Raw genomic sequence first — 12,269 nt, forward strand, 5'->3', positions numbered from 1 at the left:
CACTCGGAGATATAATCAGCCTCTTCTCGGTCGCGGAATGTCGAAACTTCTTCAAGGCAGCAGGATATGAGGCTGAATAGATGCGACACGCTTTAGGGCTGCTCACAGGCGCCACCGCGGCACTTAACCGTCTAGATGAGCGCGTTGCGCGATCCTCTGTTGCCGCCGGCTTCGTCGAATGCCAGAATTTCGCCGACGATTTCGCGCCGGCCAGGATGAATGCCGCTGCCTTGGCAGGAAGCCTCCCTGTTCTCAGCGCGTCGCTCGTTGCGATGGCCGAACGTCTGTTCGCGATCCGGCCATTCGTTCCGGATGGCGAGCTGCCCGGCAATTGGCGCGACCTGCTTGGTGCTTGGCTCGCTGGTATCGACGTTGTTGCTCTCGGGCGCGAAAATATGCGAATTGTCGAGGACGCTTTTGTTTCCCGGCTCCCTGGGGCGATAGAAGCCATCTGTATGCGTCGACGCACCGAGGCCACCTCTAACAGCTCGCGGCATGCGCATTGCTGACCGTCGAACGGGCCGTTCAAAACCGCCGCCGATCTCGAACCGGCGGTGGAAAATATGCGTCAGCCCTTGTGTCAGGACACTGTTGATATCTCAGATGCTGAAGCAGAGATATTTAATTTCAACATAGTCTTCGATGCCGTATTTTGAGCCCTCACGTCCCTGACCGGACTGCTTGATGCCGCCGAAGGGGGCGACTTCGGTCGAAATCAAGCCAGTATTGATCCCGACCATCCCGTATTCGAGTTCTTCGGCGACCCGAAAGATTTTCGAGACGTCTTTGGAATAAAAGTACGACGCGAGACCGAATTCGGTGTCGTTGGCCATTTCGATGACCTCCTCCTCCGTCTCGAACCTGAAGAGCGGAGCGACCGGGCCAAATGTCTCTTCCCGAGCGACCTTCATATCTGAGGTCACATCTGTCAAAATGGTCGGCTGGAAAAACAGGCCGCCCTTCGCATCTGGTTTCCCACCAATCTCAACTTTGGCGCCCTTTTGAAGCGCATCAGCGATATGTTCTTCGACCTTCGCCACTGCTTTTTCCGTAATCAGCGGGCCTGCACTGACGCCGGGTTCGAAACCGTCGCCAACCTTGATAGTGCTGACCTTCTCCGCAAGCTTCGTTGCGAAGAGGTCATAAATTCCTGCCTGAACATACAACCGGTTCGCACAGACGCAGGTCTGACCATTGTTCCGATACTTGGAGATCATAGCTCCCTCGACCGCGGCGTCGACGTCGGCGTCGTCAAAGACGATGAAGGGTGCGTTGCCGCCAAGCTCTAGCCCCAGCTTCATGATCTGCTCGGCGCCCTGGCGCATCAGGATTTTCCCGACGCCAGTGGAGCCGGTGAATGTCAATTTGCGTACCTTTTCGTTTTCGGTGAACTCTTTACCGATTGAGGCGGAGTCTCGGGATGTTACAACGCTGAAAATGCTTGCCGGAAGGCCTGCGCGCTCCGCAAGAAGGGCAAGCGAAAGAGCTGACAAAGGGGTTTCAGCGGCGGGCTTCGAAACTATTGCGCATCCTGCGGCGACTGCGGGAGCAAATTTGCGCGCGAGCATGGCATTTGGAAAATTCCACGGCGTGATCGCCGCTACGACGCCGATCGGTTGCTTCAGCACGATGATGCGCTTGTCAGGCTGGTGGCCCGGAATTGTGTCGCCATATACGCGCTTTGCCTCTTCCGCGAACCACTCCACGTAGGAAGCGCCGTAGAGGATTTCTCCCTTGGCTTCCGCAAGAGGCTTTCCCATCTCAATCGTTAGAATAGTAGCGAGATCGTCAGCGTTTGCGACCATCAGGTCGTACAGCTTTCGCAATATCGAAGCGCGCTCTTTGGCCGTTCTCTTCGCCCAGACCTTCTGCGCTTTATAGGCGGCATCGATTGCTCGCGCGGCGTCGGCGCGCGACAGATCAGGTAACGTGGCGACGAGTTCGCCAGTCGATGGATTAGTGACGTCGAAAGTCCGACCGTTCTCGCCCTTTGACACCCACTGGCCGGCGACGAGCGCTTTATCGATTGCGAGCGACGGATCGCGAAGCTTCGAAAGAAGGGTATCTGCAATTGTCATGATCAAGCCTCCTTAGCGCATTCGCGCAGGGCTTCTTCGAGTATGTCGAGAGCCTCGGCAAAGACGCCGTCTTGGATGGTGATTGGTGCCAAGAAACGTATAACGTTGCTGTAGACACCGCAGGTCAGCAATACCAATCCCTTGGAAAGCGCGCTCTCTCTGACCCTGTTGGCAAACTCGGCAGATGGCGCCTTTGAGCCTGGCACCTGGAATTCGACCGCGTTCATAAATCCGGGACCACGAATGTCGGCGATCTGTGGCACCGCACTTGCAAGCGACTGAAGGCGCTGCTTGAGCCGATTGCCTAGGCTTATCGCGCGATCGTTCAGTCCCTCTTCTTCAATCACATCGAGCACGGCGTTGCCGGCGGCAATGCCGATTGGGTTTCCGCCATAGGTTCCGCCCAGTCCCCCCGGACCAGGAGCATCCATGAGCTCGGCGCGTCCGGTTACCGCCGCGATCGGAAAGCCACCGCCAAGACCCTTGGCCATCGTTGTAATGTCCGCCGCGATCCCATAATGTTCCATTGCAAACAGCTTTCCGGTCCGTGAGAATCCGGTCTGTACCTCGTCAGCGATCAGCAAAATGCCATGACGATCGGCGATTTCGCGTATTCTCGCCATAAAGGCCTTTGGGACTTCGTAAAACCCTCCTTCGCCTTGAACCGGCTCCACGATAAAAGCCGCAACCCGATTCGGGTCGACGTCCGCCTTGAAAAGTTTGTCCAGGACCTCAAGCGATGCATCAACGGTCTGACCATGCAGCTCGACAGGGAAGGGGACGTGAAAGACATCGGGCATCATTGCACCGAAACCGACTTTATACGGAACCACCTTACCGGTGAGTGTCATACCCATGAATGTCCGGCCGTGGAAACCGCCGGTAAAGGCAATCACAGCTGAACGATTTGTCGCAGCTCTGGCGACCTTGATCGCGTTTTCGACGGCTTCTGCCCCGGTCGTGACAAAGACAGTTTTTTTCTTGAAGTTGCCGGGGACAGCGTCGTTCAGGCGTTCGGCGAGGCGAACATAGTTCTCGTAGGGCACGACCTGATGGCAGGTGTGGGTGAAGTGATCGAGCTGATCCTTTACCGCGGCAATTACCTTCGGATGGCGATGTCCGGTGTTGACGACCGCGATACCTGCTGCAAAGTCGATGTATCGTCGACCCTCGATATCCCAGATCTCGGCATTCTCGGCTCTCTCAGCGTAGATCTGTGTCGTCACTCCAACTCCTCGTGAGATGGCATCGGCTCGGCGTGCAGAGACCTCGGAATTCAACATTGGGCGTACCTCTGATTTTGTGAAGTGAAGGCGTATACATTTGAGCAATGGCGCGCAGGTCGAAAGGTGCGGATCGTTAATCCGCACGTTCTGCTCTTCAAGCTGCGTCTGGGCGATGGACCGTCTTGACTTCCTGGAAGTCTTCGAGACCAAATTTACCCCCCTCGCGTCCATTGCCAGACTGCTTGTACCCTCCAAACGGGCTGCCGTACCGGTGCGGAGCGCCATTGATGTGTACCATGCCGGCCCTCAAGCGAGCGGCAACACGCTCGGCCCGCGTGGGATCGCTCGTCTGAACATAGGCGGCCAGCCCGTAGGCCGTATCATTCGCGATCTCGATCGCCTCTTCTTCCGTGTCAAACGGTATGATGGCCAGGACCGGACCGAAAACTTCCTCGCGAGCGATCCGCATGGAGTTGTTGACATCAACGAAGATAGTCGGCCGGACGAAATATCCTTCGGTCATACCATCAGGTCTGCCCGGTCCGCCAACGATCAACTTGGCGCCTTCATCGATTGCGGCATTGATAAGCGTCTGTACACGACCGTACTGCACATCGCTGACAAGAGGTCCGATATGTGGACCTTCCTTCATCGGGTCACCGACACTCGCGCCCATGCCAGCACGATGTGCGATTTCAATTGCATTGTTGTAGACGGAACGCTGGACAAGGAGTCGTGTCGGTGCGTCGCACGATTGTCCGGAATTGTTGAAGCATTCGGCGACGCTCCCCGCGACACGGTCTTCGAGGTCCGCATCCTCGAAAACAATGTTCGGGGATTTGCCACCCAGTTCAAGAGTGACGCGCTTTACCGTATCGGCGGCATCTTTGCTCACGGCGATCCCCGCACGGGTCGAGCCCGTAAAGGACATCATGTCGATGTCCCTATGCTTGGAAAGTGCGGAGCCGCAATTGATACCGTCACCGTTTACGAGGTTGAAGACACCTGCTGGAAAGCCCGCTTCGTCAATCATTTCTGCGTACAGCATTGCGTTAAGGGGCGTAAATTCGCTGGGTTTCAGGATGCATGTGCAACCTGTTGCCAACGCGGGGACGACCTTCAAGGCAATTTGATTGATCGGCCAATTCCACGGCGTGATGAGACCACACACACCAATCGGCTCACGAAGGACTATGTCTCCGTTTGGAAGTACCTCGCGTTCCTTCGCATGACGCAGCGCGTCAATGAAACCTTGCAGATGGCCGACGCCAACGTCAGCCTGCTGTTCGCGGCTCATGGTGATCGGTGCACCGAGTTCGAGAGAAATCGTCTCTGCCATTTCATCGTAGCGGCGCTTGTAAATTTGCAGCAGCTTCTCGAGCAGTCCGAGCCGTTCATCGATCGACGAACGACTATAGGTCTTGAAAGCGCGGTTTGCAGCCGCAACAGCCGCATTGACGTCATCGCCGTTCCCCATAGAGATCACGGCAATGGCCTTCTCGGTTGCGGGGTTGATGACATCTCGATCCTGCGGAACCTTGGAATCTACCCATTGTCCATCAATGTAGAATTTTCGCTTGTCGAGCATTTGAGGCTCCTTCTATCTTAGACGGCTATTTCAGCGCCGGGCTGAATGTGAGCAAGCTGAGGATTTCAAAAAGGACCTGAGCGCCGCATTGGGCGGTGTTCGTCGTCGAATCATATTGAGGCGCCACCTCCACGACATCGGCTCCAACGAGATTGACACCTTTCAATCCGCGAATGAGCTCCAAGACTTCCCGTGTCGTAAGACCACCAAGTTCGGGCGTACCGGTACCCGGCGCGAACGACGGATCGAGGCTATCGATGTCGAAGGACAAATATGTGGGGCCATCACCGACGATTTCTTTCGCCTTCTCGATGATCGCAGCAATTCCGAGTTGTGGTACTTCCTCCCCATGAATGACGGTCATTCCAGAGGCGTAGGAGAACTCCCACAGATATTCCGATGGGCCGCGTATGCCAATCTGAATGGTTCGTGTGGGGTCAAGAACGCCATCCAAGACCGCATTTCGCATGGGGCCGCCGTGGTGGAACTTTGTCTGATCAAACGCGCCCCCGGTATCGCAATGCGCATCGATATGGATCAGACCAACAGGACGATCACGGCCCACAGCTCTCAAGATCGGGTGGGTAATGGAATGGTCGCCACCCACGGATACTGGGATGACACCCGCAGCTACAATCTTCGAAATGGCACTTTCAATGTCTTGATGGCTTTGTTCCAGTCTGTACCGGCTCGCAAAAGGGATATCCCCGATGTCCGCGATCATCAAATCGTAAGCAGGTGCGCAATCCAGAACGTGGTTGTAAGGGCCGATTCTCTCGATCGTCCTTACCGCTCGCGGTCCAAAACGAGAGCCGGGACGATTGCTTACCCCGAGATCCATCGGGACCCCAACGACTGCAACCTGCAGATCGCCGAAATCAGGCTTCTGAAAATCGACGGTCTTCGACGGTAGGCTGGCAAAGGTGGAGATGCCAGAATACGACGCGACGCGCGTGCCGCCGCTGAATATCTTTTCGCCTACACGGCGAAATTTGGGGTCGTGGAAGTCAGTGCTATCTGAAAATTGAGCTCGAAGCGCCGCGAGCCGTTCGTTGAACTCGTCCATAGGATGTTTCCTCATCTTGTATTTTGCTTAGAACGCGTGGACTTGGCCGTCCGACCGAGGGTCTGCTGCGCCGATGAAAACGCCGTGGGAGATCTGGATAACTTGCGCGTGTCCCATGATTTCCTCGCTGGCTCCGAGGATTTCGACATGATGCCCTCTTGCGCGCAAACCATCGATGACTTGACTCGCGACTCCAGCCTCCACCTTTACGACAGCGCCTTCAGGCGACGAACGATCTAGGTACCAGCGTGGTCTCGAGGTTGCCTGCTGCGGATCAAGCCCCCCGAGAAGGATGTCCATCAGGACTTGGAGCTGAGTCTGCATCTGACCGTCACCACCCATGCATCCGAGCGACAAGACGGGCCTGTCATCCTTGAGAACGATCGTTGGCATTAGAGTGCTCGGTGGGCGTCGGCCAGGAGAAAGATAGCCGGCCTCCTCGCTGTCGAGATGGAACGCGGACCCGCGATTCTGCAATGTAAAACCACCTTCAGCTACTGCAATGCAGGAGCCAAAATCAAAGAACAGGCTTTGGATCAGCGAAACTACAGTCCCTTTGCCGTCAGCCACTGCGAGGTGGGCTGTATCGCCTTTGGTCACCCTTCTCGTAGGAGCAGCAGCCGTCGAACTGCGCTCATCCGGATTGAATGAGGTTTCGAAGCGTTTCACTGCTTCGGGTGCCCAGGTTGCGGACGGAGCGCCTTGAAAATCTCGGCGGTCTGAATTGTGGAGGTCTCGAAGCCTCAAGCCGTCTGCCACGGCTTCAATCAGTGCATGGATTGTCCCCGGATCGTGCCGGTCGAACGGACGATCCAACAGGTTCGCTGCACGCGAGAGAGTGGCAAGCAGCGAAAAACCCTGCGTACTTGGCGGAGTCGTAAACACTTCGAACGGTCCAAACCGAAGGCTGATCGGGACTGTCCATTCGGCCTCGTAAGAGCTAAGATCGTGTTCATCAAGCCAGCCGCCGGCACTTCGGACCGCACGGACAATAGCCTGCGCAAGAGCTCCCTCATAAAGATCACGCCCGTTGGACTTGCCGATGCGCCGAAGGGCATCGGCGAGATGCGGTTGACGTATCTTGCTGTAAAGTGCGGGCAGACGACCGTCTTCCGACCAGAGCCCCAGCGATCCGTTTGCGCGCAGCTCCTCTTCGCCTATACGAAAGCTCGCTACGGTGTGCCGAGAGGCAACGAAGCCGGATTCGGCAACCCTAGCTGCCGGCTCAAGCAGTTCGGTAAGATTACGTGTTCCGAAAAGTTTGGCTGCTTTTGCCCAACCATCGACAGATCCTGGCACCGTTACAGAGTATGCCGATCGTGCACCAATCGAATCGAGGCCCATTTCGCGAAGCTTGGAGGGATCTGCGTTGCGGCTGGCAGGACCAGATGCGTCCATCGCCGAGACCTCCCCATCCGCCGTCGAGATCAACCAAAAGGCATCTCCGCCTGGACCGCATTGCATCGGCGTGTATACGGCAAGCGCCGCGCTAGTCGCAATTGCGGCATCAATTGCGTTGCCTCCTTGGCGAAGGATGTCGAGACCGATCTGGGACGCACCTGCATGCGGCGATGACACCATGCCATGTTCACCCATTACTGGACGGAACCCCGCAAGTTCAACATCAGGCTCAAACACGGAAAGATTTGGCCAGCGCGCGCTCATGCGATGCCTCGTAGGAATGCGCGTGTGCGCTCATTCTTAGGTGCGTTGAAGAATTCCTCAGAGGTGGCGGACTCGATGACAACGCCTCGGTCCATCATGATCACACGGTCGGCGACTTCCCGAGCAAAGCCCATTTCATGTGTGACGACAACCATGGTCATGCCCGCTTTGGCCACGCTTTTCATTACTTCGAGAACTTCGCCGACGGTTTCTGGGTCAAGTGCGCTCGTCGGTTCATCGAACAGCAGCACCTTCGGCTTCATCGCGAGAGCGCGCGCAATAGCCACGCGCTGTTGTTGCCCTCCGGAGAGTTGGCCGGGATAATTCGTCGCTTTACTGGCAAGGCCGACACGGCTGAGGTATTCCATCGCCTCCGTTTCGACTTCACGCCGCGGGCGGTTCTGAACGCGCACTGGCCCACAGCAGACGTTTTCCAACGCCGTCATGTGTGGAAACAAGTTGAATCTTTGGAAGACCATGCCGGTTCGCTGGCGTTGTTCTGCGATCTTCTTGACGGAGAGCTCTTTAAGCTGGTCGCCCTTCTCGCGGTAACCCATCATTTCGCCGTCAACTAGGATCCTTCCCTCATTGATGGTTTCGAGGTGGTTGATACAGCGGACAAGCGTTGTCTTGCCAGATCCCGACGGGCCAAGGAGGCAAACAACTTCACCAACCGAAACATCGAACGATATGCCCTTCAAGACCTCGAGGACGCCGAAGGATTTATGAACGTCTTGGATTTGGACGATAGGGTCAGTCATTTCAGTTCCTCACTTCGACGAGGGGGGCGCGTTCTTTTTCCTTCGAAGGGCTATGGTCCCATTCGTGGCGCGAGAAATGAGATTCGAGCATCCGTTGAAAAACGCCCATGATGCTAGTCAGGATCAGGTACCAGATGGCGGCAATCGCGAAGAGTTCGAAAGTACGGAAAGTCGCGGCGTTCAACGATTGCAGAGTTCCAAAAAGCTCTCTGATGCCGATTACCGCAAGGAGTGAGGTGCTCTTGATCATCAAGGTGACCTCATTGCCGAGGGGAGGCATGATGATCCGCGCCGCCTGCGGCATAATGATCCAGCGCATGGCCTTTGCCGGAGTCATCCCGATAGCCTTCGACGCGTCGAACTGGCCCTTATCAATCGCGGAAATAGCGGCGCGGAAGATTTCCGACATGTATGCCGCTTCGTTTAGGGCAAGGGTGAGTATAGCTGCCTGAAGTGCGCCGGAGATGCGGACCGGTCCAACGTTAAGGTCCGGATACATATAGATGCCGGATGCCGCAACACCGGTGTAGATCAGCACTAGCTGCACCAGCAACGGGGTACCGCGCCAGAACCAGAGATAGACTTTCGCCCAATAGCGCAGAACAGCGAAACGCGACATGCGCGCAAGAGCAACGAGCAGACCCACCAGAACGCCGAGCGCCATTGCCACGGCAGACACGATGATGGTGATTGCAAGTCCCCACCACACCATTGACGGCGGGTTGAAAAGATACCGGACGAAAAACTCCGGATCGAGATTGAGGTTTCCGAACATCTTGATCCTAACCATAAAAAACGCAAAAGGGCCTGACGCACCGGCGCCAGACCCAGAGGAAGAGACGATTAGTTGAGAGCCAAGGCCTCAAAGCCCCAGGCCTTGAGTACCGTCTCGTAATCGCCGTTTGCCTTGATCGCGCTGATGGCCTGATTGAAAGCTTCGTGAAGTCCCTTATCATTAGGGCGCGTAGCGATACCAACAGGGAGGGCAACAACCTGCTCACCCTGAAGCTTCACGCTTCCCGGCTGCTGCTTGTTATAGTAGCCAGCCTGATCGGTTGAACCAAGGTAACCTTGCACGAGACCAACCGCGAGCTGCTGGAAGGCTTCCGCGCTGGTCTGGACAGCCACGACAGTGATCTCGTCCTTGCCTTCTGCCTTCAGCGCCTCGTTCGTTTCGTTCATGGTCGTTTCGCCGGCGGTGCCGATACCAACCGCGACCTTCTTGCCCGAGAAGTCCTTCAAGGTTTTTGCATCGAAGTCGCTCGTGGCTTTCACGATGACCGAACTTCCTGTTTGCGCGTAATTGGCAAAATCGACGACTTTGGCGCGCTCGGGCTTTTCATAGAAACCCGAGATAATTGCGTCGCATTGGTTGGCCATCAGCGCAGGGATAAGTCCATCGAAGCCGATGTTCTTATGTTCGCTCTTGACACCCATTGCCTTCGAAACGGCCGCGGCAATATCGACGTCAAAGCCGGTCGGCTGTTGAGTGTTCGGGTCGTACATTTCCCACGGAGGGAAGCCGACGTCCGTGCAAAACACGACCTTCCCGGCAGTCTTGATGCGGTCGGGGACTTTGATGTCCGCAGCGGCCGCGGAAGTTGTCAAAACGCCAACCAGCGCGCTGCAGACCGCTGCGCATAGAAATTTACTGTATTTGCTTGAAAACAACATTTTCTTACTCCCAGTTAGACTCGATGGCCGGGCAGTTGCCAGCATTCTTGATCCGCCGGGTTCCCGTCATCGTTTTGTATTATCCGGCAGTAATACGAGAACACACTCATACCCGCCATCACATTACTTTCTCTCGAACAAAAGTTTGATCTGTGTCCAAGTAAATGATAAAAATATTTGTAACAATATGATTTTGTTCTATATTTTTCGTGAATGTGAAACGATGCATCTTGCATCGCGCTATTGTGTAAAGGCCCAGCTTCCGGTTTACTTCGACACGGTTCACCGTTTTGAGGAGTGTGAAAATGTCTGCGACAAAACTGTCAGGGTCTGCACAAGGCATCGGCGCGATCGTTCGTTTGGCCGCTTCCGGCTCGAATGCCTTTGTTCCGCCACTTTCAGACTATCAGGCGGTTTCAGCCGGCTGGTCTGAAACGGAATACCGCTGCCATGAACAGAATTCGCAGCATGTCGCGGTCGGATATTGGGAAGGCGAGCCTGGTACGGTGAGCTTTGAGCGTTGGCCCTATACCGAGATTTGTTCGATCCTGACGGGCAAAGTTGGCCTTCGCGACTCGGATGGGAACGAGGTGACTTTCGGACCGGGCGAGGGTTTTGTCGTGCCGAAGGATTGGGAGGGCGAATGGTTAACCATCGAACGCTCGACAAAATTTTTCATTGCTGTCAGTTAGCTGGACGGTCGGCCTTACAGGTAAGTAGTTCATGGCGTTCGATGCAGCAGACATCCGTTTATTGAAGATATTCGCTTCGATAGTGGAGGCTGGGGGCCTCGCGCCCGCGCAAAGTGAACTCAATATCTCGTTGTCCACAATATCGAGCCACCTGGCAACCCTCGAGGGCCGCCTCAAGCTGACGCTGGCGCAGCGCGGGCGAGGTGGCTTTCGTCTTACCCCCGAAGGACAATCGGTTTATGATGAGGCCCGTCGCCTGTTCGGATCGATCGATCACTTCGACACGAGAATGCGTGCCCTAAAGGAAAAAATGACGGGCACGCTGCATCTAGGCATTACCGACAATACAATCTCGGACCCCCTCTGTCCGTTGGAAAAGGTGATAGCAAAGTTTTCCGACCAGGCTCCCGAAGTCACGCTTGAGGTCGTCACACGCCCGCCTCACGAATTGCTGCGCGAAATCTTGACCGGGCAGATACAAATCGCGATCGCCAGCTTTCCTCGGACAGCTCTCGGTCCCGAATACATTCCACTCTATGACGAAATTCAGTCCTTCTATTGCGGTAAGGACCATCCGCTTTTCTCAAAAGCCGATGATGAAATTGACGTCAACGTCGTCCGAGAACACAAGCTGGTCAGCCGCACATATTGGGGCCAACGCGATCTGAAGATCTTCGAGAGTGTCGAGCCAAGAGCGCGGGTGAGCGATATGGAGGCTGAAGCTCGGTTGATATTGTCAGGAAGGTTTCTAGGTTACCTGCCCGACCACTACGCAAAGCAGTTCGTTGATCAGGGTCGCATCCGGCAAATTCGGCCCGATCTGTTCAGGTACAAGGCAGCATTTCAAGCGGCATGCGAGCCGACCGAACGCAAACGCGGCCTAGTCTCCTTCTTCATAAAACTGCTGAAGAATGAGCTGAACCTCAAGGCGTGATCGATCAGAATGTCTGAATAGCCCCGAGATTTGTAGACACCTTCTTGCCGCGCAGATGCACCATCAGCCGCCATTCGTAGCCACCGGAGGCTTCGAAGCCGACCCTTTTGACATCATGCTCTTGAAGAAAGGCGTCGAGCCGCTTCAGGCCCGCCGCGCGCGGGCAATCGCACTTTATCGCCTCTCGAAGCGTTGGGCCGCTCTGTACGCTATCGGACTGTAACATCCCGTGCTCTCGGGCGTTCTCCGACTGAACGGGAGAATGACTTCTTGACAGACACCACGATGAAACGCCGGGCAATTTTGAGCCTGGCTCAGAAGATCGAAGCGCGCGTCCGGACCGATGAAACTGCGCGCGAGATTATCGCTAAAGCATGTCGGCGCCGGGATGCCAAGACCGAGCGGCTGAGGGCCGCGCGGGTGCAGGCAGAAGAACAACAGAGGCAACTGTAATCATATGTGATCCGGCTCTGTGCTGGATGAAAAGCCCACCGCGCCTAACCGGAAGACGTAATGCCGCGCTTTGCGCCAATAGGCGCCGGTTATCGAGAAAGACTGTTTGCAAGAGGCGCACATGGCTAAGGC

13 protein-coding genes are annotated in these 12,269 nt (G+C 55.8%); 4 read left to right on the top strand and 9 right to left on the bottom strand.

The annotated features are described in order from the left end of the window. Positions 1 to 80 precede the first annotated feature (80 nt). Positions 81 to 509: a hypothetical protein gene (locus GGQ67_RS22980; RefSeq protein ID WP_183902471.1), complete on the top strand. Its 429-nt coding sequence runs from the start codon at positions 81 to 83 to the stop codon at positions 507 to 509. 90 nt (positions 510 to 599) lie between these two features. Here GGQ67_RS22980 and GGQ67_RS22985 read toward each other — a convergent pair whose 3' ends face one another. The 8 genes from GGQ67_RS22985 to GGQ67_RS23020 form a co-directional block, all read right to left on the bottom strand. Beyond that, on the bottom strand, positions 600 to 2,078 hold the full coding sequence (locus GGQ67_RS22985) for an NAD-dependent succinate-semialdehyde dehydrogenase (protein WP_183902446.1): 1,479 nt from the start codon (positions 2,076 to 2,078) through the stop codon (positions 600 to 602). A gap of 2 nt (positions 2,079 to 2,080) precedes the next feature. Next, positions 2,081 to 3,361, bottom strand: coding sequence for a 4-aminobutyrate--2-oxoglutarate transaminase (locus GGQ67_RS22990; protein ID WP_183902447.1), 1,281 nt, complete (start codon positions 3,359 to 3,361; stop codon positions 2,081 to 2,083). A 97-nt stretch (positions 3,362 to 3,458) separates the two neighbouring features. Further along, entirely contained in the window at positions 3,459 to 4,892 is a 1,434-nt protein-coding gene (locus tag GGQ67_RS22995) for an aldehyde dehydrogenase family protein (RefSeq protein WP_183902448.1), read from the bottom strand. A 25-nt stretch (positions 4,893 to 4,917) separates the two neighbouring features. Then, on the bottom strand, positions 4,918 to 5,958 hold the full coding sequence (gene speB / locus GGQ67_RS23000) for an agmatinase (RefSeq protein WP_183902449.1): 1,041 nt from the start codon (positions 5,956 to 5,958) through the stop codon (positions 4,918 to 4,920). A gap of 27 nt (positions 5,959 to 5,985) precedes the next feature. Then, complete coding sequence (locus GGQ67_RS23005) at positions 5,986 to 7,623, bottom strand: gamma-glutamyltransferase family protein (RefSeq protein WP_183902450.1); 1,638 nt, start codon at positions 7,621 to 7,623, stop codon at positions 5,986 to 5,988. Next, the gene (locus tag GGQ67_RS23010) at positions 7,620 to 8,384 is read right to left on the bottom strand and encodes an amino acid ABC transporter ATP-binding protein (RefSeq protein ID WP_210279764.1); all 765 of its coding nucleotides are present in this window, start codon (positions 8,382 to 8,384) and stop codon (positions 7,620 to 7,622) included. The genes GGQ67_RS23005 and GGQ67_RS23010 overlap by 4 nt, the downstream gene beginning before the upstream one ends. Before the next feature lies 1 nt (position 8,385). After that, positions 8,386 to 9,159, bottom strand: a complete 774-nt coding sequence (locus GGQ67_RS23015; protein WP_210279765.1) for an amino acid ABC transporter permease — start codon at positions 9,157 to 9,159, stop codon at positions 8,386 to 8,388. A gap of 68 nt (positions 9,160 to 9,227) precedes the next feature. Beyond that, on the bottom strand, positions 9,228 to 10,058 hold the full coding sequence (locus tag GGQ67_RS23020) for an ABC transporter substrate-binding protein (RefSeq protein ID WP_183902452.1): 831 nt from the start codon (positions 10,056 to 10,058) through the stop codon (positions 9,228 to 9,230). A 305-nt stretch (positions 10,059 to 10,363) separates the two neighbouring features. On the opposite strand from GGQ67_RS23020, the gene GGQ67_RS23025 reads away from it, so the two are divergent. Then, the gene (locus GGQ67_RS23025; protein ID WP_183902453.1) at positions 10,364 to 10,750 is read left to right on the top strand and encodes a cupin domain-containing protein; all 387 of its coding nucleotides are present in this window, start codon (positions 10,364 to 10,366) and stop codon (positions 10,748 to 10,750) included. Between the two features lie 31 nt (positions 10,751 to 10,781). Next, a complete protein-coding gene (locus tag GGQ67_RS23030) occupies positions 10,782 to 11,684 on the top strand; it encodes a LysR family transcriptional regulator (protein WP_183902454.1) in 903 nt (300 codons plus the stop codon). Positions 11,685 to 11,688: 4 nt separating this feature from the next. Here GGQ67_RS23030 and GGQ67_RS23035 read toward each other — a convergent pair whose 3' ends face one another. Continuing rightward, entirely contained in the window at positions 11,689 to 11,910 is a 222-nt protein-coding gene (locus GGQ67_RS23035; protein WP_183902455.1) for a hypothetical protein, read from the bottom strand. Between the two features lie 44 nt (positions 11,911 to 11,954). Between GGQ67_RS23035 and GGQ67_RS23040 the strand changes: the two genes are divergently transcribed. Then, a complete protein-coding gene (locus GGQ67_RS23040; protein ID WP_183902472.1) occupies positions 11,955 to 12,137 on the top strand; it encodes a hypothetical protein in 183 nt (60 codons plus the stop codon). The last annotated feature ends 132 nt before the right edge of the window (positions 12,138 to 12,269 follow it).

Origin of the sequence: Rhizobium metallidurans (genome assembly GCF_014196505.1) — a bacterium.
GTDB lineage: Bacteria > Pseudomonadota > Alphaproteobacteria > Rhizobiales > Rhizobiaceae > Rhizobium > Rhizobium metallidurans.